The sequence below is a fragment of the Leptospira vanthielii serovar Holland str. Waz Holland = ATCC 700522 genome (assembly GCF_000332455.1).
Lineage (GTDB): Bacteria > Spirochaetota > Leptospiria > Leptospirales > Leptospiraceae > Leptospira_A > Leptospira_A vanthielii.
On the sequence record NZ_AOGY02000039.1, the window covers coordinates 50,023 to 72,064 of the forward strand.

General features: G+C 38.7%; 18 protein-coding genes. 9 read left to right on the top strand and 9 right to left on the bottom strand.

What is annotated here, in order from left to right:
* The first annotated feature begins 93 nt into the window (after positions 1-93).
* On the top strand, positions 94-1,107 hold the full coding sequence (locus LEP1GSC199_RS08640; protein WP_232420735.1) for a DUF1574 domain-containing protein: 1,014 nt from the start codon (positions 94-96) through the stop codon (positions 1,105-1,107).
* Here the strand turns inward: LEP1GSC199_RS08640 and LEP1GSC199_RS08645 are convergent.
* Complete coding sequence (locus tag LEP1GSC199_RS08645; protein ID WP_002980604.1) at positions 1,061-2,434, bottom strand: hypothetical protein; 1,374 nt, start codon at positions 2,432-2,434, stop codon at positions 1,061-1,063. The two genes, LEP1GSC199_RS08640 and LEP1GSC199_RS08645, sit on opposite strands and share 47 nt — an antisense overlap.
* A gap of 138 nt (positions 2,435-2,572) precedes the next feature.
* Here LEP1GSC199_RS08645 and LEP1GSC199_RS08650 point away from each other — a divergent pair, with 138 nt between their 5' ends.
* Genes LEP1GSC199_RS08650 through LEP1GSC199_RS08675 form a run of 6 tightly spaced genes read left to right on the top strand, consistent with a single transcriptional unit; the run spans position 2,573 to position 9,265 of the window.
* On the top strand, positions 2,573-3,220 hold the full coding sequence (locus LEP1GSC199_RS08650; protein ID WP_002980612.1) for a hypothetical protein: 648 nt from the start codon (positions 2,573-2,575) through the stop codon (positions 3,218-3,220).
* 34 nt (positions 3,221-3,254) lie between these two features.
* Positions 3,255-4,730, top strand: a complete 1,476-nt coding sequence (locus LEP1GSC199_RS08655; protein ID WP_002980730.1) for a nucleotidyltransferase family protein — start codon at positions 3,255-3,257, stop codon at positions 4,728-4,730.
* Positions 4,720-5,760 carry an NAD-dependent epimerase/dehydratase family protein gene (locus tag LEP1GSC199_RS08660; protein WP_002980664.1) on the top strand — a complete coding sequence of 347 codons (1,041 nt, stop codon included), beginning with the start codon at positions 4,720-4,722 and terminating at the stop codon, positions 5,758-5,760. Before LEP1GSC199_RS08655 ends, LEP1GSC199_RS08660 begins: the two co-directional genes overlap by 11 nt.
* Before the next feature lies 1 nt (position 5,761).
* The gene (locus tag LEP1GSC199_RS08665) at positions 5,762-6,484 is read left to right on the top strand and encodes a glycosyltransferase family 2 protein (RefSeq protein ID WP_002980811.1); all 723 of its coding nucleotides are present in this window, start codon (positions 5,762-5,764) and stop codon (positions 6,482-6,484) included.
* On the top strand, positions 6,457-8,025 hold the full coding sequence (locus LEP1GSC199_RS08670) for a hypothetical protein (protein WP_232420736.1): 1,569 nt from the start codon (positions 6,457-6,459) through the stop codon (positions 8,023-8,025). Before LEP1GSC199_RS08665 ends, LEP1GSC199_RS08670 begins: the two co-directional genes overlap by 28 nt.
* 16 nt (positions 8,026-8,041) lie before the next feature.
* Positions 8,042-9,265, top strand: coding sequence for an AZOBR_p60025 family cell surface glycopolymer formation protein (locus LEP1GSC199_RS08675; protein ID WP_039926441.1), 1,224 nt, complete (start codon positions 8,042-8,044; stop codon positions 9,263-9,265).
* Here the strand turns inward: LEP1GSC199_RS08675 and LEP1GSC199_RS08680 are convergent.
* Positions 9,262-10,737: a PDZ domain-containing protein gene (locus LEP1GSC199_RS08680; RefSeq protein WP_002980637.1), complete on the bottom strand. Its 1,476-nt coding sequence runs from the start codon at positions 10,735-10,737 to the stop codon at positions 9,262-9,264. The genes LEP1GSC199_RS08675 and LEP1GSC199_RS08680 overlap by 4 nt on opposite strands.
* Positions 10,738-10,741: 4 nt before the next feature.
* Positions 10,742-12,289: a S1C family serine protease gene (locus LEP1GSC199_RS08685; protein WP_002980682.1), complete on the bottom strand. Its 1,548-nt coding sequence runs from the start codon at positions 12,287-12,289 to the stop codon at positions 10,742-10,744.
* A gap of 31 nt (positions 12,290-12,320) precedes the next feature.
* On the opposite strand from LEP1GSC199_RS08685, the gene LEP1GSC199_RS08690 reads away from it, so the two are divergent.
* Positions 12,321-13,358 carry an ATP-binding protein gene (locus LEP1GSC199_RS08690; protein ID WP_002980804.1) on the top strand — a complete coding sequence of 346 codons (1,038 nt, stop codon included), beginning with the start codon at positions 12,321-12,323 and terminating at the stop codon, positions 13,356-13,358.
* 40 nt (positions 13,359-13,398) lie between these two features.
* Here LEP1GSC199_RS08690 and LEP1GSC199_RS08695 read toward each other — a convergent pair whose 3' ends face one another.
* The 5 genes from LEP1GSC199_RS08695 to LEP1GSC199_RS08715 all read right to left on the bottom strand — a co-directional run bounded on the left by LEP1GSC199_RS08695 (position 13,399) and on the right by LEP1GSC199_RS08715 (position 18,957).
* A complete protein-coding gene (locus LEP1GSC199_RS08695; RefSeq protein ID WP_002980766.1) occupies positions 13,399-13,932 on the bottom strand; it encodes an adenine phosphoribosyltransferase in 534 nt (177 codons plus the stop codon).
* Positions 13,933-14,026: 94 nt separating this feature from the next.
* The gene (gene htpX, locus LEP1GSC199_RS08700) at positions 14,027-14,917 is read right to left on the bottom strand and encodes a protease HtpX (RefSeq protein ID WP_002980611.1); all 891 of its coding nucleotides are present in this window, start codon (positions 14,915-14,917) and stop codon (positions 14,027-14,029) included.
* A gap of 85 nt (positions 14,918-15,002) precedes the next feature.
* A complete protein-coding gene (locus LEP1GSC199_RS08705; RefSeq protein ID WP_002980802.1) occupies positions 15,003-16,622 on the bottom strand; it encodes a hypothetical protein in 1,620 nt (539 codons plus the stop codon).
* On the bottom strand, positions 16,619-17,077 hold the full coding sequence (locus LEP1GSC199_RS08710; protein WP_002980620.1) for a ClpXP protease specificity-enhancing factor SspB: 459 nt from the start codon (positions 17,075-17,077) through the stop codon (positions 16,619-16,621). The genes LEP1GSC199_RS08705 and LEP1GSC199_RS08710 overlap by 4 nt, the downstream gene beginning before the upstream one ends.
* A complete protein-coding gene (locus tag LEP1GSC199_RS08715) occupies positions 17,074-18,957 on the bottom strand; it encodes a polysaccharide biosynthesis protein (protein ID WP_198288770.1) in 1,884 nt (627 codons plus the stop codon). The genes LEP1GSC199_RS08710 and LEP1GSC199_RS08715 overlap by 4 nt, the downstream gene beginning before the upstream one ends.
* Before the next feature lie 83 nt (positions 18,958-19,040).
* Between LEP1GSC199_RS08715 and LEP1GSC199_RS08720 the strand changes: the two genes are divergently transcribed.
* On the top strand, positions 19,041-19,520 hold the full coding sequence (locus tag LEP1GSC199_RS08720; RefSeq protein ID WP_002980738.1) for a hypothetical protein: 480 nt from the start codon (positions 19,041-19,043) through the stop codon (positions 19,518-19,520).
* Here LEP1GSC199_RS08720 and hrpB read toward each other — a convergent pair.
* The gene (gene hrpB / locus LEP1GSC199_RS08725) at positions 19,502-21,967 is read right to left on the bottom strand and encodes an ATP-dependent helicase HrpB (protein ID WP_039926430.1); all 2,466 of its coding nucleotides are present in this window, start codon (positions 21,965-21,967) and stop codon (positions 19,502-19,504) included. The two genes, LEP1GSC199_RS08720 and hrpB, sit on opposite strands and share 19 nt — an antisense overlap.
* Positions 21,968-22,042 lie beyond the last annotated feature (75 nt).

The following is a 22,042-nucleotide window of genomic DNA, read 5'->3' on the forward strand; positions in this document are numbered from 1 at the left end:
TCAATTCGCTTTACAATTAAATCCATTTCCTTTCTCCTTTCAGATATGCTCAAGGCACGGTTTCTTTTTTACCCGGTAATCCTTTTATTATTTTTGTTTTTAGTCGATTCTATATTTCGAATCCCCTATATCCAGACAATTACCAAAATCGATTTAACGGCGGTTAACTATAAGGCAAAATCAGATTTTCTAAAAAAGTTGGTCTCTGAAAAACCAGGAGTCCATTCTCCCAAAACAAAAAAAATCATGTTAATTTTGGGATCCTCGCGCCTTCTCTATTTTGATCATGATGAATTAGTTTCTTTTTATCCCGATTGGGAGATTTATAATCTTTCTTCTGCTGTGACTACTCCTGCCTATTACGACTTTCAATTGACAAAGGTATTGGATGCGGGCATCAAACCAGATTTGGTGATTATGGAAACCGATCCTAACCAATTTAACCAAAATTCGGTATTCAAAAGTTCTAACCTTACCTATAGTTTTGATCTATCTTATGTAATTTCTAATTTTAGTTTGTTTGGGAAGGATCATGTTTCTTTTTTTCTTGGCCGTAAACTTTTCGCTGTAGGAACTTATAAACCTTATATCGACCAAATGTGGAGGAACTACAAAAACCCGTTTTTAGAGAATGCCTTTGTCATGCATAAGGATACTTATGATTATATTTTATCTCACAATGGAAATGGATTGTCTCCTGTAGATAATTATATGGAAAAGGATTCCAATTCCTTACAAATGACAAGCCACAGAACTTTGGATTGGTTATTCGCATCTTATGTTCGTAGTCAGATGCAGTTTGGTTTTTACGAAAAAATTTTGAACCGTTTGCATACAGAAAAAATAAAAACGATTGTAGTATGGCCTCTTTCCTCGCCAGACTTTGAAACTTTGATGGAAAAAGAAGTTTTGGTGAAATCTTGGGAGAAAGAAATTGATGAACTTACGGGTAAGTATAATTTCCCACTTTTAAAATTAAAAAAAGACCCGTCTTACACGTGCAATGCGTTCGCCGATGGTGGTCACGTAGCAAAGGATTGTTATCGTAGTTTGATGCGATCTATTCTATTGGAATACTTTCGAAAGTACGAGCCGAATCATTTGTAAACTCAATCCCACAAATGGGTGTTGGTCCAGTTGTTGGAGTTTCTTCGATTACTGATTTGAGGGACCGAGGTTTTTTGGGAATTGTAGGTGTGGTTCCTTCTTCGTTTGTCTGTACATACTTAACACTAACATTGAGTCCCGCAGGAGAATCTGCCCAAAAGAAGACCCCCTTTGTACTTCCAGCCGCCACTCGTCCATAATTCTTTCTCGTGCTCCCTGGAACGGTTGGAGTTGCTGTATTGTAAAAGTTTGTAGAGCCTTGTTTGATTGATGAGCGACTGACTGTCGGTAAAACTGGATTTGCAATGATCCTTAAGAGAGAAGGGCTATTTGCCAAAAGATAATTTCCAGAAGCAGAAGATAAATCGACTGGAGTGGCTGCGGCACCATCGGCATTTACGTATTCTACGGAAGACAGATTGTTCGTAAGTCCAAAACTTTGTGTTACAAGTAGGGCATACATTCGAAAGAATACCTCTGAATTTTGAGAGCCAAGTAGGGTGGAATTAAAATTTGGAGCGGATCGAAATAAACTAATTAGATTTCCTGTTGTATTTGCCCGAGTTCCACCTGAACCAATCACAGTAGTCTTAAAAAAGTTTTGTTTTTCTGCTTCTGTAGTTCCGGAACTATCATACAAGTAACGCATAAATACATAAGCAAATGAATATTGTTTTAAGATATCGGAACTGCTATTGTCCCAGTCGAGAAGGGATACTCCGTTAATGCCATCTAAACAACGAGAGTCGGTCACACCCGAATAACAATCCATACGGCTGTTTTGTGGTCCATACCCTGCAATGTCGCTTGCGACTTCACTTGTTCCTTCATTGATCCAAATTTCATCGTTATGATTTACGGCACGCATTCTTGGGAATCGAAGTAAGTGTTGGAATTCGTGAGCTGCGGTGGAAGCAAACGCATTTGGATCGCGAGTAAGTGCTGCTATCAGTTCTTTTCCATCCATATACAAAACTTCTGCATAATTGGATCGAACGCGGGACAAAAAATTGTCGGGAAAAAAATTAATGGGGTCGTAGTATCCAGCCACATAAGCACTGTTTGCCGTTGCTCCATCCCTAATGTCCATCACGAGGATTTTTACCTTACCATCGGCATCAACATCACTAGGTGTACCAAATGTTGCTATGAGTTTGGGATAAGTGGTTGTATCAAAATCGCGAGCAAACTTTACTAAGTCGTAGTTAACGGATAAAGATCTTTCTTTATACACTTCAACATTGGTTCCAGAACTGACTAAATCCACGGGAACACAGACACTACTTTGTGAGACTAAATCTCTAGCCCAAAGATCGGGCCCATTCATACAACTACCACCGAGTAATGAGTACAATCCGAGGAGAAGGATAAGATCGTCATTTTTTTCTTTTTGGGAATTTAGCGGATTGCAATACGACGTGAATGATGTTATGAAGATGATAGGAATAAGGATCAGTCGTTTTAAATGCATAAATTCCTAACAGCGGGTCTTGTGGCCCTGATATTCTTTTGGACGATTCCAATCCAAACAAAGTCGTTGGATGGACTTTATTTTTCAGAGCAGTTACCAACGGAGAATGGATACCTAATATTAGGGATAGAAATTTTTACGGAAAAGGGAAAGTCTTTTTATAACGCCCAAGAACTCCGTTTCCAAAATTCCCGTGGTTGGGAAGAAGTCTTATTTATAGGAAAAATTACAAAAGAAGGCCAAAACTTCCTTCTCACTCCAGAAGCTTGTCAAATCCGTGCCACAGATACTTGGGGTAAAAAAATGGCACTTCTCCGTAGATTTGATTGTGACCATTTACAGTTTCGATTGGGAATTCAGGAATCGGGTTTGTTTGTCATTTCGGAATCCTTACTGGGAACTCGGAAAGAAGTTGTTTTGCCTTACGTTTTGGAACAGGTTGTAGGAAATCCGGTCGCGGTACGGTTTGAAGCACCCCAGATGACTACAGAAGGCATTTGGGGCTTTCATTTGAATGGACTGGGAGCAAGGAACCCTGAATGGGCCTGGAATCCTTCTAAGCGCAGGTGGGAACCATTCCAAGGATACCAAACCCAGGAAGGCCTACAATTCTACCGATGGAAACGAACCTTTTCTAATTGACCCACGGGTTCGTTTCAGGGACTTTCCTTTTACATTGAAAAAGATCAGAATTGGGGTCATTGCGGCTGCCGGAAAAGGAACCCGAGCATATCCCCGAACCAGTTTCATTCCAAAACCTCTCTTCGTCATCGAAGGAAAGTCCATCCTCCACCGCAATGTGGAACTTATGGTAAAGACCTTTGGGATTGAAAAGGTCTATGTTTTGGTCGGTCATCTCAAAGAACAAATCATCGCAGAGATTGATCATATTCGTTTGGTTATCCCTAAAGTGGTGATTGAACCTGTGGATTGGACAGAGAAAGGTTTGGCTTCCGATGTAGCAAGCCTGGAAAAAACCATCCACGAACCTTTTCTCACCATTCTCGGTGATGAATTTTATTACCGAACAGATCATGATATTTTTTTAAAGGTTTTTAAAAAACATCCTCAAATGGCGGCTTCCATTGGGATTGTAAAAACGTCCTTACTTTCAAGGATTCGGAAAAATTATTCCGTTGTATTAGAAAATGATAAAATACTAAATTTAGTTGAAAAACCAGAAAACCCACCCAATGAACTTTTAGGATTGGGAAGTTATTTTTTTACACCAGAGTATTTTGAGTTTTTTAAAAAAACCCCCGTTTCTACAAAGTCAGGCGTTATAGAGATAACAGACGTTATCGATAAGATGGCAAAAGAGTCCAAGGGTGGAGTGTATGCAACTATGCTTAGTTGTGAATATTTCAACATTAACTCGATGCAGGATTATTATCATGCGGTTTATGAAGTAAGAAATGATTTATTTCATAAGTTTAAAACAAGTTTGGTGATCCCAACTAACAATAACGAAAGATCCATCACAGATGTGATTGTGGACTTTAAAGATAAATTTAACGAAATCATAGTCATCGATAATGAATCTACCGATGAAACTTTGGCCCTCAGTAAAAAAGAAAAGGTAAAAACTTACACTTTCCCTGGTGATGGAGATTCCACAAGACTGGGAGAACAAGTGAGAAGGGGTATTGAATACGCAACAGGTGATATCATTGTTGTGGTTTCCCCTGATGGATCTTTTAGGTCCAAAGACTTCCCTAAGTTACTCGAATACATGAAAGATTCTGATATGGTGATTGGTACTCGCACCACAAGACAGATGATCGAACAAGGATCGAACCTCAAACCACTTTATCGTTTAGTAAATTTACTAATGGGAAAATTGGTTGAGGTATTTTGGTGGGGACAAGAACCACGATTCACCGATGTGGATTGTCAGTTTTTTTCTGTTTGGCGAGAGTCTTATGAACGAGTAAAACCACAATTGGTTGTGGAAGATCGTAAGTTTATTGTAGAACTTATGATTGATATCGTTAGGTCTCATATGCGTTGTATTGAAATTCCGGTTTCTTATTTTAAGCCGGTAGGACAAGTGGAATACCGGTTACGTGATATGATTTCAGATTCATTCCATATAATGAAATTGATTTTATCTAAAAAGTTTTACCTAGGAGAAGATCGCGATGGCGAATAAAGTATTGGTAACAGGCGGATGCGGATTTTTAGGATCCCATGTTTGTGAATTATTTCGTAAAGAAGGTTGGGATGTTGTTAGTTTTGATAACATGACCAAATATGAATTAAAACGGACTGGATATGGTTCGGATGCAACTCGTGATTATAACTGGAATTATTTGAAATCAATTGGTGTCACTATGGTGAAAGGTGACATTCGCAACTTAGAACATTTAATGGATCGTTCCGCTGATTGTGATTATATCGTTCATACGGCAGCACAACCTGCGATGACTATTTCCTGGGAAGATCCGGAATTGGATTTTTCGACGAACGTCATCGGAACTTTTAATGTGATGGAAGCGGCTCGTAAACATAAAATTCCTGTTGTGAACACATCTTCGATTCATGTTTATGGAAACTCCATCAACGATAGTTTGACAGAAGGTAAAACTTCTTATGAAAGACAACCCGTAGAAATTTCTGTAGAACAGCCAACTATGGTAGGCCAAATTTCCCCACTACATGCTTCCAAAATGAGTGCTGAACACTATGTACGTTCTTATACAGATATGTATGGTGTAAAAGCAGCTAGTTTCCGATTTACTGGAATCTACGGAGAACGTCAGTTTGGTGGTGAAGATCATGGTTGGGTGGCAAACTTTGCTATTCGTTCTGTGTTTGGTCTCCCTCTCCGTATATTTGGCACTGGAAAACAGACAAGAGACATCTTACACGCTGAAGATGGTGCCAAATCCTATTTAGAATTTTTTAAGAATCCAATCCCTGGTGTGTACAACATTGGTGGTGCGAGTCCTCATAAAATTTCTCTTTTAGAATGTATCCATCTGATTGGTGAAATTCTTGGCAAAAAACAAGAAATTCTTTTTGAAGTAGAAAGACCGGGTGACATGCGTTATTTTATCTGTGATATCAAAGAAGCAAAAAAATTCGGATTCAATCCAAAAATCCTACCGAAAGAGGGTGTAACCCGACTTCTCAAATGGATTGAAGCGAACAAAGACGTATTCAATATCGCAGGGAAGTAGAATGTCAAACAAAACACTGGTCGTCATTCCTGCTTATAATGAAGCCTCAACCATTGAAGAAGTGGTTCGAGGGGCCATTGTGTATGCAGATGTTTCTGTAACAGATGATGCCAGTAAAGATGCCACACCGACCATACTGGCCAATCTACAAAAAGAATTTGGGGAACGACTTCATATCATTCGGCATGAAAAAAACACTCATATTCCAAAAGGAATCCAAGATGGAATGAAGTATGCTGTGGAGAAAGGATATGACTGGGTCATCACAATGGATGCAGGTTTGTCACATGACGCAGGTTATCTAAAAGAATTTCAATCTTTTCCAAATTGTGACTTGGTTATTGGTTCCAGAACATCTACAGTGAATGTCCCGATCTATCGTAAGTTCATTTCCTGGTTTGCCGCCAAGGTGATGAACTATTGTCTCTCAAAAGGAGTGTTCAATCTTTTTGGGGCAAATTTACGAGACTGCACCAGTGGGTACAGACGGTATTCGAAACCTATGTTTCAAAAAATTGCAGCCTATCCTTTGGAATCAGTTGCCTTTGATTTTCACATGGAAGCCCTTTCGATTGTAGCAAAGGGCGAGGGCTCCATTAAAGAGTTACCCATACGTTATATTTTTTCGAATAGTAGCTTCAATCGTAAGGTGTTGAAACTGGCCATTCAATTTGCCAAAAAACTTTTGTTACGAAAATGGAAACTGATCCCACAATACCCATAAACAAATCCCGTTTCAGCTTGAAATGGAAGGTTTTTGTTGTCACCTGTAGTTTATTAGGTGGAATTTTTGTTTTAGATCGGCTTCTTTTTTTTGAACTATTTTTTATGTTTCCGAATGAAACGGAATGGGATTCCTCTCCTTGGTATAACTTTATTCATAAGACAAAAGAATTACAATCTTCAAAAGACAAACATAGAAGCATTATAACTGGAAGTTCCGTTGCTTTGTATTCGGTTTTACCAGACGAACTCAATCACAAAAAAGATTCTAAAACAAAGTATTCATTTTTTTCCCATGTTGCCATGGCACCAACAGATCTTTATTATTATAAAGAAAATCTTTTGAATGCGCATCCAAACTTAGTTGTTTATATACATAACTTTGCTGATTTGCAATGGGAATACCAAAAACCTAATTTTGGGAAATTCCAATTCAACGAAGACAAATGGGTAAAAGAATTTGGGGAACGGTATCCTGCAAAAACGATCTATCCAAGAGCATATTTAGAAGACCATTGGACCGAGTTACCTAGAAAAACAATTTCCAAACTCGCAACTAAATCATTATTTTATGTGAGTCGGTTTCGAGTTTTTTTTTGGGATCCTATCGAAGTTTATATAGATAACCATTTTCGAAGTGGGAGAAAATACCACCTTTACCAAGGAGAGATACCAAAAGAAGGGATTTGGTCTAAGGGATGGACAAAGGAAACGGCAACTATTGTCTGTACTGAAAAAAAATCCAAGGAATCTATTTTTTTCCAGAAACCAAACACAAAATTAAGGTTTCGTTTTTTTACAAATTTAAATTCTTTCTCAAATCAAAAACTAATTCAAGAATCAGAAAGAACATTTTTGCATTCAGGTTGGAACGATTTGGATTGGAGTTCTTTGGGTCAGAATTCAATGGACTGGTCGGTGGTCCAAATCCAAGTATTGTCCGAATTAGCTTCGGCAAAAGAAGTAAATCTGATTCGTTATGGTAAGGATGAGTCTGTTGGTATTCGTTTGTCTCATTTTTTCTGTAGAAATACAACTTTGGAAAACAGGTCTTACTCTCGCGGTAGTTATTGGGATGACACTCGTTTGGTGACAATGACTGTTCCGGATTTTAAGGCAGATTACTTTGAACGAATGATCAGAGATGCAGGAACAAGAAATGAACTTTGGAGATTGCATTTTGTTCGAGAAGCCAAAAAAAATGTGAATTCCATCACCTTCGAACCTTGGTTAGAATTCAATCGTATCCTTACTATCTCTGACTATTTTTACCAACATAAAATCCCTTTTGTTTTAGTTTTAAGTCCTGAGAATCCTATTGAATTTGATTTTTATAAAAAATCACAATGGAGAAAGGATTGGGTCTCACACTTAAAATCTCACTTGGAGGCACGAGGCCAAACTTTTATCGATCATACGGAAGCTGTAAGCGATGTTCGATACTTTTTTGATCCTCATCATCTAACTTACGAAGGTGCTTATTATTATAATTCTATTTTCTCTGCATCTTTAGAGACGATAATTTCAAAATCAAATCCGTAATCCTGGAGTTACAATGATGATACAAAAACGTTTACTTCCAATTTTTTTATTCTTTAATTCAAAACAGTGGCTTACCGTTTTATCTTTTTTTCTGATTTGGGGTGTTTCTACTTTAGGGTATTGGAAAAAGTATGAATGGAATCCCAGTTCTATGGTGAATTTTGGTTATGAATTCGCTATACAAAACCAAACAGAAACACCTGAAAAAGCCATTTTGTTCAAAGGAGAGGCAGGAGATTTGGGTGCAGGTTATGATGGCCAAATTTTTTATTACTTTTCGAGACCCCTTTCTGAATTTAATCTCAATTGGCCAAAAGGATTTGATGAATCTTACCGAGCTCCAAGAATCGGTTATCCTCTGTTAATTGCATTATTTGGTTTTTTGGGAAAAACAGCTGCCATATTTGGAATGTATTTCTGGAATATTGGCCTAACTCTTCTTTCCTATTTCTATTTGCGTAATTTACTAAATGAAGAAACAAAACCCTACGTCATTTTATATCTCTTAAGTCCTTTTGCTTTGGGAAGTTATTTTGTACTTGTAAGCGATACTGTGATGGTTTCGATTCTCATCATAGCCTATTATTACTACGTAAAGAAAAACTACTTTCCTTTTATAATCCTTTCCAGTTTAGCCATCTTAACTAAAGAACCTGCTTTGTTTTTGTTATTTCCCTTAGGCCTTGCAGCACTTTTCCGTAAGGATTGGAAACGAATCATCGTTGTTGGTTCAGTCCTTATTATCCCTGTTTGTTGGCATCTGTATTTGGCATATCGTTTCCCTAATTGGAGACCTGGTCGACTAACAGACTTTATTTTACCATTCGAGGGCCTTATTTCTTATATGGAGTCCATTTGGAGGTTACTCGGTAGTGGTACGAATTGGAAAGACTTGGCTCGTTTATTCTCAAGATTCCCACTTGTCATTTTATTTTTTCTTGGATTGTTTTTGCCATTCACTGGCAAAATGAAGAAAGGTTGGGAATTTCGAATCTCTTTTTTACTGATTATGTTTATGGTAGGAACTGCGGGGTATTACCATTTTTGGTCTGTTTATGAAAACGTATCCCGAATGTTTACTTTATCCATTCCAGTTCTATTGTTATTACTAAACGAAGACAAAAACATTCGAAAACAAGAGTATATATTGTTTACACTCTTTATTCTCGTTCTGTTTCTTGTAAAGGTTCTACTCATTTCTAAACAATTGAGTTACCAAGTGGGATTAATTGGATTCTAAAAATTAGAATCCTTTTGAATTTGGAAACTTTGTTTTGCTTCTGTATTTAATTTTTGGATCTCTTCTTTTTTGAAAATCATTTCGAATCCGTCCGTTGTCACAAAACGAATGTATGCTGAATCAGACTCTTTGACCAGATTTTGTAATTGGTCTAAAGATTGAATTTGTGCTCCATTCATTGTTTTTAAAATCATTTGGTGGGCTGTATGATAAGCTTTATTTCCCGAGAGTGGTAAAACCTGTGATAAAAAAACCACTTTCCCTTCATTAGGATTCCGTTTGATACGATAAAAGTCGTTTAGATAAAGAAGTTCTTTACTAACTCGATTCCGCCACTGGTTTCCATGTTCCGTTAAATACTGTTCAGATAGTTCTTGGAAAATCATTCCCGCTAACATTAAATACTTGGGAGTTTGAAATCTGGAATTTCCATGAGGGATGCGGATGGCAGACTCCGGTAATGGTTTTAAGTCTAGTTCAAGAGTCACAGGTTTTTTATTTCGAAAAACTTTCAGTTTGATTTTTTTTCCGAAATGAGAATCTGCATCATTGGTATTATGAAACAAATACGAAACATTAAGTTTCCCAAATTTAGGGTGATCGAAGTAACCTTTTGGATCTATTTTGAAATTGGAAACTTCGAGTAGTACGTCCTCTAATTGTAAAACTCCATCGGCAGAAGAACCCGGATAAATCTCAGCCACGAGTACTCCTAAATCATCTTTTCTTAGTCCATAGTGGTTTCTTGTAGCAGTGTCTATCAATGGTTTGAAACGGAATCCTTTAAATGGGAAATTTTTTCCTTCTATAAAGTGTTTGATAGAAAAAGAAGGAATGACTCTCCCTGAATTGTTTTCTTTGAATTGATATAAAATGCCTTGGGGGATTCTTGCAGTGGCATCCACAATCAATTCTCCGACTCCATCTAATTTTTCTTCGGATTGAATTTCAATATAGGGGAGTTCCATATAACCGCTAGAATAGGAATCCATATCCAAACGAATCATTCTGATTTTTTTTTCTTCTAAATTCCTTTGGTCTTTGCTTTCCATAACAAGACCTGTACCGGGTAAAAAAACGTCGTTCGGAAAAGAGACTGTTTTTAAATCTTTAGAAGCACTAGGATCATTGAATTTTAAAATAGCGAGTCCTAAGTCTGGGTCTAATCGTTCTAATTCTGCAGTGTATACCTTGAGGGCATCTGGTTTTTTGATTTCAATACTTGTGTAAAAATAAACAGCTTGGGCTGGTATTAAAATTCTATTATCTCCAATATAAATCCCTGTCGATTGGCGAATCTCAGGTGTTTTAAATCTCCAAGGTTGGATGAAGTGAGGATACTGAACGGTTACCTTTACTTGGAGGATGGAGGCATCCGTCATTGCTACGGGATTGGATTTTCCAAATAGAGGTCCTGTTAGAAATAAAAGAAGAACAAAGGTGGATCTATTTTTATGATTCAAAAACAACATAATATTAATTTCCTGTTAGATGGTAGGTTTTTTTGATTTCAAGGTCAGCACGTTCTGACTCTTCTCGGTCCAAAACCATAGGCAATTGGATTCCATAAAATTGGATTTGTATGGTCTTTTCTTTGGAGGATTGTATGAGTTCTTTTAAGTGGCTTAAATTTTTTACCTTTATTCCATTCAAAGATTCTACTACCATATTCAAATAAAAATCAGAATTGGAGTTGATAGGGTGGGGTAATTTACGATACAAAACTACATCTTCGGAATTGGCATCGGAAAGAGTTGTAGCGTCATAGAACCGATAAACGAGTAAACTCCCACCTTGTGTTTGCCCGTTTTTACTCCAGGCTTCGAGTAAATCTCGGTTAACGGTTTGAAACACCAAACCACCAAACACAAGATAGTCGTAATTGATTCCATACCTTGCTCTTTGGTTTTCCATTTGAGGCATTTTTTTAGCAGGAAATTTTACGTTTATTTTTTTCTTATCTCGGATGAGATCAAACCGGATCTCTTCTCCTGCAAATTTATTGTCCACAACTTCCAAAAAGTCTATGGAATTGGATTCGAGTAGATTTCCATTCCTACCAATGTTACGTCCATCAATGGCTGTTAAATAATCCCCTGGTTTCAGATAACCATCAGCGGAACCTGCTTTCAATACCTTCGTGACAAAGACCCCTTCTTCCTGATTGGGAATTCCATAAAATTGCCTGTGGGATTCAGAAAAAGAGGGTTGTGTTTGAATACCTAACTCGACGTAACCATGATAAATTCCATCTTCAATATCCTTTAGAAAATGTTGAATCACCGCTGTGGGAATGATGTAACCAATATTTTCCCCTTTTGTAGAAGCTTGGAAAGCAACACCAACCACCTTCCCATTTTGGAGTGCGGGCCCTCCAGAGTTTCCTGGATTGATGGCGGCATCGACTTGAACTACTAAATGACTATCAATTTGCGAATGGGCATAGGTTGACTGTTCAATTCGGGAAACAATTCCTCGGCTAACAGAGATTTTACTCCCGCCAATGGGATACCCAACAATATCAACTGGGCTCGCAAGTTCCGGCAAATTCCCGAGTTCTAAATAGTTGCTATCATTATAAAAATCTGGATCTGAAACTTCTAAAAGCGCCAAATCACAATCATGCGCAATAAACAAAACCTTCAATTCATACCATTCGGTTTGGTTGTTCCTTTGTGTCTCCATGAACTTGGCGTTGGACACAACATGGGCATTGGTGAGGATACGGTTTTTTGAGATCAAAAATCCCGAACCTGTAGAGGCGGAAATTCCAGAAGAGATCCAGGGAGAGAAGGGGTCTTTTGCTTGCGAAAACACACGGATTTGGACTACAGATTTCTTAATTTCGTCAATGGATTGTCGGAAATCTTCGGGGTGAAGAGGGCTTAGGAATAAACTCGTAAAAAATAAAATAGTACTCGCAAAGTGAGATGGGGAGGAGAGAATTTTTTTTTGTTTTTGCATGAGTTTGTTTGAATCCATCATATTCGGAGTTACCGCCTTTTTTTCATTGATTGCCGGCATTGTTTCATTTAGAAAGAATCCGCGTACAAGAATGAAAACAAGTTTTTCTATCCTTGCGGCTTTTTTCTGTATCGGAGATTTGACAATACTTTCCAACAGTTTGTTCTTAGAAAATAAAATCCTAAGCCAACCCCACACTATAGCTACCTATTTAGTTTTTTTATCTTTTATTCTCCTATACTTTGGATTACAATTCCCAACCTTCTTTCGAAATTTTCCAAGGCTCGTTGTCATTTGTTCCTTTGTTTTAGGAATGGGGATTATGTTGTTATTTGTGGATTTGGGACTACTGAACGAAGTATATCCAAATACTAGTTTAATTCTATTGAAATACTACTATAACACTTATTACGTGTTAGCTTTTTTAGCTTTTGCATACCTCATCATAGCAAAACTTAGATATAACTTTCCTGCCATCCAGAAATTTATGGAATATATTTATTTCACTTCCTTTGTTACTTGTATATTTTTTGGATCTCTTTGTTTTTTCCCAAATGTAATACCCTTAACAACCAAATATTTCCTACACTTTTTTCTCTTTTTGAATCTACTATTTCTCTCTTGTTTTATTGTGTTTTTATTCCACTATTCCTTCACAGAAAATTATTTAACTCATCCATTTTCAGTTATCTTCGAGAGGTCCACTAAGATTTTTGAAGACCAAGTTCTTGCAACAAGATCTCACTCACGACTCATCAAAGAAAAACTTTGGAGTCTTTATGATTCAAGAAACTGGCGTAAAATTATGGATAGTTTTTGGTTTCAGATTCTTGTGGATGAAACTTTGGACAATGCCTTAGAACATGGAGGCAAAAGGGAAGACGACATCATCACCGTACACGTGTTTGAATCTCGTAAATACATTGATGTTTATGTAATTGATAGTGGAAAAGGTTTTAATCCAAGGCTCGTTCCAAGTCCGATTGAATCGGATCGGAAATTAGTTACAAGTGGGCGTGGGATTCATATTTTGAAAAAATTATTTGTGGTTCGGTGGAATTTTCTCGGAAACGAGGTGAGTATACGCGTGGACAAAACAAAGAGTAATGACTGGAAATCCGTAACCTAACCAAAACTCTTTGTTTTTCGGTAAAAACTATACTTTTATTTTAATGTCCTTCAAATTCGCAAATAGAAAATACATCAATTCCATAAGTATCTTTGATTCGTTTTGCTCCACCTAAATCTGGTAAGTTGATGATTGTGGAACATTCGTGAACTACACCTTTTAGGCTTTGCACCAACTTAATTGATGCTTCCAAAGTTCCGCCAGTCGCAATCAAATCGTCCATAATCAAAACTCTTTCGCCGGGACTTATGGCATCTGTATGGATTTCCACGTGATCCACACCGTACTCCAATGCATAAGATTCAGAAATGGTTTCCCCTGGTAGTTTTCCTTTTTTGCGGATGGGAACAAAGCCTACACCCAATTGGAAAGCGAGAGCTGCACCGGGAATGAATCCTCTGGCGTCGATGGCAGCAATTTTATTCAATTTAGCATTTTGGTATCGTTCTACAAACATTCCAATTGTCAGTTGGAATCCTTCTGGATCAATGAGAAGGGAAGTAATATCGCGAAAGAGAATCCCTGGTTTTGGGTAATCGGGAATGGTACGAATCTTAGATTTAACAATGGACATATTAGGATGAAACCAAAGAAGACTAGGCCTTTGCAATAAAAAAAGGCCGGCACAACGCCGACCTTTTTTTCCCAATCTTTAGTAGTTGGAAATCCTATCTCATTTGTTTGAGCGCAAGAATCCTTTCTTCTAATGCAGGGTGAGTCGCAAATAGGGAAAGAAATCCCCCTTTGTTGGAAGATATTTTAAGAGAAGCCAAGGCCTCTCCTCTCGGATCTTCTGGCATCTCTACCATTTGTCGAAGTGATTCCAATGCAGAAATCATAGACTCTCTACCCGCAAGTTTGGCACCACCGGCATCAGCACGAAACTCACGTTTGCGTGAGAAGTAAGCCACAGCAATCGATCCAAGAATCGAGAATGCAATGTCTAGAGCAATTGTGACAACAATTCTTACGATATGTGCCATTTCTTCTTTTACCGCATTCGATGCGATGTAGGCAATGATACGAGAGAAGAACATGGCAAAAGAGTTCACAACACCTTGAATGAGCGTGAGTGTGACCATGTCGCCATTGGCAACGTGTGACAATTCGTGAGCGAGTACTCCTTCCAATTCTTGTGCATTCATACGGTTGAGCAGTCCCGTAGATACAGCCACAAGCGCACTAGACTTACTTGGTCCGGTTGCAAATGCGTTCACTTCGGGAGATTCGTAAATGCCTACTTCCGGCATAGGAAGGTGCGCTCTTTGTGCGAGTGATTGTACGCGGCGATAGACATCCATTTCTGGAGCTGAAGCTTGTTTCGGATCGATGACTTTGACACCCATCGTCCACTTCGCCATCATCTTAGAAAGTAATAGGGAAATGAAAGATCCCGCCATACCCCACATTAAACAGAATACAATGAGTTGCGTTAAATCCAAACCATAGGCACGGATACTAAATCCCATCGAACCAAGTAATGTGGTCACGATAGAGATGGTAGTCATAATCAAAATATTGGTTAACAGGAAAAAACCGATTCGTTTGATCCAAGTCATAGGAAATTATTCTCCTTAAGGTTCTTAGTGGAACCTATTCATTAGACTAGAAATGTACTTGTTAGAGCGAGGATTACAAGCAAAATTAATGTCCTAATTTGTCGGGATTTTCTTTTGAACTATTGAGAAACTGTATCAATAGAAACAAGGCTGTCAGGGAAAAATAAGCAATAGGGAAATCCCAACTGGCAAGTTCCGTGAACCGATTGAGTATTGCATTTCCTTGTAATTCGTAAGCATGAATCCAACCAATCGCAGAAAGGACCGCTGCAATAAATGCCCAAAGGGCAGCTTTATTCCATTCTCTTTCTAAAATAAAAACTACCATCGCCGACCAAACCATCGAAGTGATAAGAAACCCTTGAGACAAAGCGAGCACTCCACTCAGAGCATAAGGAAGAAAACTTAAATGAGGTGGGATGTCTGATAAGGAAAAATGGACGATCTGCTTTACACCTAACTCTTGCAAAGTGGATTGTAATTTCCCATCTAAGAAAATAAAAACATTTTGGATGATAAGGACTGCCCAACCTGCAAAAGCAGGCAAAAGTCCGACCACAACCGCAGGAGAATGGTGTTTGGGGATGGCTTGGAAGGCTTGGCTTGTAATCACAATTCCAATCCAAAGAACGATTGCCATTCCCGCTTCCACTGGAATTAAAGCTTGGATAAGGCCCATAAGTCCAAATAAACTCACGAGAGTCATAAAAATTCCCGAAAGCACCGAATAACTATGTTTAGCTCCGAGTGCCTTCCAACCTGGATGTCCGATGTAGATTGTCGTTGGAAAGGGTGAACCAAAAACAGTACCTGCGAGAGTGCCAAGGCCATTAACAAGTAAGGAAGTTTTGGTATCAAAACTATCGCCCGATGCTTCTGCCGATTCAATGTTTTGGAGAGAACCAATCACGTTAAAAATTCCCATGGGAAGGATTACCGAAAAGTAGGCTTTTATATTGGCGTAGGTTAATGTATCGAGGAGGGGACTTAGGGAAAGTTTTGGAAAATAAATCCCCAATGTTTCTAACCCACTTTCGATGGCTCCTGGTTTGTAAATGGGATCTCCCCAAAAGGAAGACAAATAAGATAATAATATTCCAAAAATAACAGAAAGTAACCCACCAGGAATTCCAAAAGGAAAACGAACCTTCCCAAAATACTGCAATAGAATGACACCTAGCGGAATAAAAGCGATGATTGGTCTTTCAAAAGTGCGAAGTAAAAAATCCATAGAAATAAAGGTGATGGCAATTCCTGCTAAAGCAGAAAGTAAAGCAGCTCTGGGTGTGTATTTGCGGATTTTTGCGGCAACAAAAGAACCGATTACCTCAATACATCCGGACACAAAAGATACGAGAAGTCCTGCTTTCCATGCCGCTACATAGTCACCTGTGGCTTGGTAGGTGGGGAACATAACAAAAAATACAAAGGCAAAAAGAGAAACCGTATTGATTCCATAAGGAATAGCTGTAACATCTGTTCGATGAGTTTTTTGCCCTAGTTTCCAAGCTTGCCATGCATAAAATACATTCCCTACAAGTAAGGACACGGCTGCCCCAGGTAAAACAACGGAAGTAACGAAGAGGAGTGGGAAACCGCAAACCCCTATACAAAGAGCAGAAAGAACCAAAAGTTGGATGAGGTTGTCTACCATGAGGCCAAAAAAACCATCGAGATCTCCTCGAGTGATGGTAAAAAAATTCATTCGTTTCGTTTCCCTCCAAAATCAACTCGAATCACGTTTCCATCTCCTGTTATTTCCGGTTTAGTCACCTTGGGTTTGGAACTCACTTCTTCTGCATTGGGAGCCACTTCTACTTGTAGAAAACGAAGTTGAGTCGCCGAGTTTTGAAACTTATCGTAAATACGAAATACGGCATCCCAAGGGATCATAGTAGGTTCCCACGCGGAACCAAACTGAAGTTCTGCAAATAAATAATCAGGTTTACTATCCAATACTTTGACTGCTTTGTCACCAAACACGAGTACAATGCCAGATTCTTTTTCTGCATTGAGTAACCCACGTTTCCCAATTTCTAGTTTTGGATGTGGCATTACGTGAATATAGAATACACCAAATCGTTCCCAATAAAGATTAAATAAATCTCTTTTAAACTCACGTAATGTTGTGATTTCTTCCTGCGTGAGTTTTTCGCTCATAAATTCCTTTTACCATGTGATGTTTCCCACTCGATATACTCGTCGTGGATTTTATACTCTGGGATAATATCTTTGAAAGCCCCGAAGATTTCTCTATTTTTATTGGCCTTGGCAAGAGAGAACAGCCGGTTCAATTTATTCTGGAAGAGGAGTAGATTGTAGTTTTCCAAAGGAGCCGCAATTCGAATTTTCGGATGATGCGTTTTTTTAATCCCTTCTTGGTTTAAGAGAAGTTCTTCGTATAACTTTTCTCCGGGACGAAGACCCGAAAACTCAATGGTTATGTCTTTGTGCGGAGTGTATCCAGAAAGACGAATCATCTCCTCTGCAAGAGAAAGGATTTTGACCGGCTCTCCCATATCCAAAAGAAAAATTTCACCGTGTTCGCCCATACTTCCAGCTTGTAACACTAGTTGTGTGGCCTCGGGGATGGTCATAAAATACCGAATGACGTCAGGATGAGTCACAGTCACAGGTCCCCCTCGTTTGATTTGTTCACGGAAACGTGGGATCACACTTCCATTGGAACCTAACACATTCCCAAATCGAACAGTAATGAACTTTGTCCTAGAGTTTTGCGAAATATGTTGTAAGTAAATTTCTGCGGCACGTTTTGATGCTCCCATTACATTTACGGGATTCACTGCTTTGTCAGTGGATATTAATACAAAACGATCCACCCCAATGAGCCGGCAAACGTCTGCTACATTCTTTGTTCCCATCACGTTGTTTAAAACAGCCTCTGAAGGATTGATCTCCATCATAGGAACATGTTTGTAAGCAGCGGAATGGAAAACAACAGAGGGGCGATGTTCTTCAAAAATTGCAGAAATTCGGGATAGGTTTTTTACATCAGCAATCACAGGACGAATGTCAATGTTCAGATCTGCAAAACTTTTTCTGAGTTCATAATCAATTTCGTATAACGGGGTTTCTGCGGCATCGAGTATGACAAGAACACTTGGTTTAAAAAGTGCCACTTGTCGACAGATTTCTGAACCAATAGAACCACCAGCTCCTGTAACAAGGATCACTCGTTTCTCTAAATAAGACCGAATGGATTCAATTTCTAAGTCAACAGTAGGCCTGCCCAAAAGGTCTTCTACTTGTACTTCACGAAGTTGTGTGATATTTGGTTTTGCAGACAGATACTCGCCAAAAGTAGGAAGGATTTTAAAATCCACCCCAGCTCCTTCACATTCTTTTTTGAGTTTACTCACCACACGTCCATCAGGTTGGGGGACGGTCATGATCACTTTTTTGACACCATATTGAACTAAAATTTTACCAATGTCATCTGTTGATCCAAGGATGGGTACACCTTGGATGTATCCACCTTTTTTAGATAGATTGTCGTCCAAAAAACCTATCGGTTGGTAGTCTAAATCAACGTTTCGCCTAATTTCTGTTAGGAAAGAACTCCCAAGTTTTCCTGCACCTACAAGGATTACGGGAGTTCCCCGTTTGGATTTTTCGGAACTAAAAATTTGTTCTCTTAACATCCTCCAACTCAAACTGCGTAAACATAAAAAACCAAGTAAGATGAGAGTATCTAAAATTGGCACCATCCGAGAGAGTTGGTAAAAACGATTATAAAAAAGAAGGGCAAGAGTTGAGACAAGAGACGAAAGGACGGTTGCTTTGATGATTGATAACAGATCGTGTAAGGAAGCATACGACCAGAGGGATCTGTAAATCCCAGAAAATAAAAAAACCAAACTCCGTGATAAAACTACAATAGTGGCACAGACCCAAAAGTCTGGGTAACTATCTAAAAATCGTATATTCTCAAATCGCACAAGGTGTGCGAGAAAATACGACAAGAACATAAAGAGTATGTCTACAGGAAAAACCCAATATCGTCTCGGAATCGATTTCATATCTGATAAATAAGGGTATTTGGAACAAAATTCCTTGTAAATACAGAATCTCTTCCGAAGAATAGAAAAGAGGAAAAACCTGTTTGAAATCACTTCTTTTCCGCTTAGCGGGAACATTTTCTGCGGAAATTGGCTCCGAACTCTATTTAAAACTGAAGGAGGAAACTCATTCCCCCTCTCTTTTTTGCCTTGATTTTTCAGAAGTCGAAGAAGTTACGGAAGTCGGCTGGGAGTTTATCAGAAAGATTTCTGAGCGTTGTCAAGAAACAGGCTCAAAAGTGGCAGGGTTTGGCCTTAGAATTTCCGTATCCGAGGAAAATTCGCAACTTCTTTCTTTTTATCAGGCGGAATCGGATTGTATTCATTTTTTAGAATCGCAAATTGTAAGTGAAACTCCCGCAAACGAACTCACTCCGCAATCAGAAGAAAAAACTGTCCATTGCCCCGAATGCCAAACTCTCCTTCGATGGAAACTTGCGGGCGATTACCTCTGTCCCAATTGTAAGATTAAATTTTTTGTGAATAAAAAAGGATGGGTCTCCACTTACGAACGTTTGGTGTAATTCAAATGTTTTGTAGGGACTGCTTCCCAGGGTTTATCGGGCCAAGGATGCCTCGGATATCTTCCCTTTAATTCTTTTTTTACCTCATGATATCCATGGTTCCAAAAACTTTCTAAATCCTTTGTAATTTGCACAGGCCTTCGTGCGGGAGAAAGTAGGTGGATTAGAATACTCGCCTTCCCATTGGCTAGTTTTGGTAGAAATTTTAGACCAAATAACTCTTGTAATTTGACATGTAACTCGGGTTCTACGCCATCATAAGTTAAGTGAATCCGTGAACCAGAAGGAACTTGGATGGATACGGGTGCCTGGGAATCAATTAGATTCATTTTCTCATAACCTACATAAGCTTTGAATGCTTCGAAAAAGGGGAGTTTGTCTAACGATAGTTTTCCAGAATCTAGATTGATAAAAGGAAATAACCATTCTTTCGAATTTTGTTTCAAATGATTCAGATCTGTATTTGTATCTAAAACTCCATGACGTTCTAAAAACTTCACTCGGTTGTAAAAACTTTTTAGATCTGAATCCTTTTTCCATTCTTCTTCCCAAGGAGATTTGGCTAAGTATTCCTCGAGCGCCAAACTGAGTACAGTCGGGTTGGGTGATTTAGTTTCTTTGGAATCTAAAATCAAATCTCCTAAACTCAATTCTTCTTTAACAATAAGAAATGATTCCCCGCGTTGGTTGGTTCTTTTTTCGGAAACAACCTTTTTTGTAATGATCTGCGAAAAATATTTCTCAATGAATCCTTCATCAATGGGAAGGAAATGGGTAATATAAAGATCTTGGCCGAAGGAAAAGGTATCGAATACGATTATAAATTCTGGAATTTGGATGGAAGTTGTATTGAGAATTCCTAATTTCCCGTTCGAAAGTTTAAAATCTTTCCCATTGAGAATCTTTGCTTTTGCAATCCGATCCGGGAAACCAGATGTTAGATAAAAGAGACGATCTTTCCCTGCAAGAATCGTCGAAAAATCCGTTTTTTCCCTGTAAATACGCAAAATTTGCTCATAAACGGCACGCAACTCATAAGAAAATTGTGAGGGAAAAATTTCTTCGGGGAAGGTTTTTGCTTCTGTTCCAGAATTTTCTTTCCCCACTAACGAAACAATGTCGGCGATAAGATTTTCTTTATCTTTCGGTAGGATGGATAAAATTTTTCCCAATCGGATGGGGAGGGGATACCGCAGACACTCTTTCCCGAGATTGGTAAGATTCGTTTTGTCGTCCAAACATCCGAGCAGTTGCAAACGTTGGATGCTTCGTATCACCGAACCTTTATTTGGTGGGTCTAAAAATGGTAATTGTTGGATTTCTTCTCCCCAAGACTTCACTTCCAAAACCAATCGATCAATATCCCCTTCGAGAATTTCTGGTTTTGTTCGATCCAAAAATGATGTTTCTTCTTCCTTTGACCAAAGGCGGTACACCAAACCTTTTCCTTCCCGTGCAGCCCGCCCGGCACGTTGTTTGGCGCTACTCAAACTGATTCGTGTTTTGATTAAATGTGAAACTCCGGACTCAGAATCGAAGAGAGCTTGTTTTTGGTAACCTGAATCAAAAACAACACGGACTCCAGGGATGGTAACAGAAGATTCTGCAATGTTAGTCGAAAGAATGATTTTCTTTTTGCCTTGTGGGGAAGGTAAAAAAATTCTTTCTTGGTCTGCCAAATCCATATCCCCAAATAAACCCATAACCACTGCATTCGATTTGATTTGCGGGATGGATTCTAATCCATTTCTTAAGTCGCGGATTTCTTTTTTCCCAGATAAAAAAACAAGGATATCACCTTCTGTTTGTTCAACGGCCTTAGGGATAAGGTCGAGTAATCTTTGGTTTGTATTTTTATTGGAATCTCCCATGTGGAAAATTTCCAAGGGATGTGTTTCTGCACTGACTCGGATGGGTTTGGAATGAATTCCAATGGATTCAAAATTTTGTCCCTCTAGGGTTGCGGACATGATGAGTAGTTTCAGATCATTGCGAAAAACTTCTTGGGTTCTCCGTGCCAAAGCAAAACACAAATCTGAATCCATTCGTCTTTCGTGAAATTCATCAAAGACAATCAGACCATAATCTTTAAGTTCAGGATCAGCGAGTAAAATTTTTGTTAAAATTCCATCGGTAACAAATTCAATTTGAGTGTTTTTGCCTACTTTGGTATCGAACCGGACTCGGTATCCTACTGTTTCTCCCACTTCTTCAAGTAGAGTTTGGCTAATTCGTTTGGCAGCGTTTTTGGCCGCAATTCGTCTCGGTTCTAAAATACAGATTTTTTTCCCAAAAGAAACGCCCTTTTTTAAGAGTTCTGTTGGGAGGGCCGTTGTTTTTCCCGTTCCTGGGGGTGAATCCAAAATGGTAACTGGACTGGTTTGGATGGAATCGACTATGGATTGTAAGGCGGTAAGTATTGGGAATGGATCCAAAGGATGTGACACTTTTTCTTCTTATAGAAGAGGGTGGGGGTTTAGGAAAAAAAATCAAACAATTTGTATTTAATTTTCTAGAAATCG